The 543-nt window shown below is 65.2% G+C and carries 1 protein-coding gene; it reads left to right on the forward strand.

Features of this window, described 5'->3' with window-relative positions; all coding sequences use genetic code 11:
- Window positions 1-543: aldehyde dehydrogenase family protein (locus AACY08_RS28455; RefSeq protein WP_339472434.1), on the forward strand; the 543-nt coding region annotated here is incomplete at both ends.

Here is a 543-nt window from a genome sequence, read left to right on the forward strand (position 1 = left end):
GGAAGTGATCGAATTTTGCTGCGGCATTCCGCATGTGCTGAAGGGTGAGTTTACCCAGGGCGCCGGGCCGGGGATCGATGTCTATTCGATGCGCCAGCCGCTCGGCATTGGAGCGGGTATCACCCCCTTCAATTTCCCGGCGATGATCCCCTTGTGGATGAGCGGCGTCGCCATCGCCACGGGCAATGCCTTCATCCTGAAGCCCAGCGAGCGCGACCCGTCGGTGCCGGTGCGGCTGGCCGAATTGTTCCGCGAGGCGGGGCTGCCCGAGGGCATCTTGCAAGTCGTCCACGGCGACAAGGACATGGTCGACGCGATCCTCGATCATCCCGCGATCAGCGCGGTCAGCTTCGTCGGATCATCCGACATCGCGCATTATGTGTATCGGCGCGGTGTCGCGGCGGGCAAGCGCGTGCAGGCGATGGGCGGTGCCAAGAATCACGGCATCGTCATGCCCGATGCCGATCTCGACCAGGTCGTCGCCGATCTGTCGGGCGCGGCATTCGGTTCGGCGGGCGAGCGCTGCATGGCGCTGCCGGTGGT

The sequence above is a fragment of the Pseudomonas sp. EL_65y_Pfl1_R83 genome, assembly GCF_963970695.1.
Classification (GTDB): Bacteria; Pseudomonadota; Gammaproteobacteria; order Pseudomonadales; family Pseudomonadaceae; genus Aquipseudomonas; species Aquipseudomonas tritici.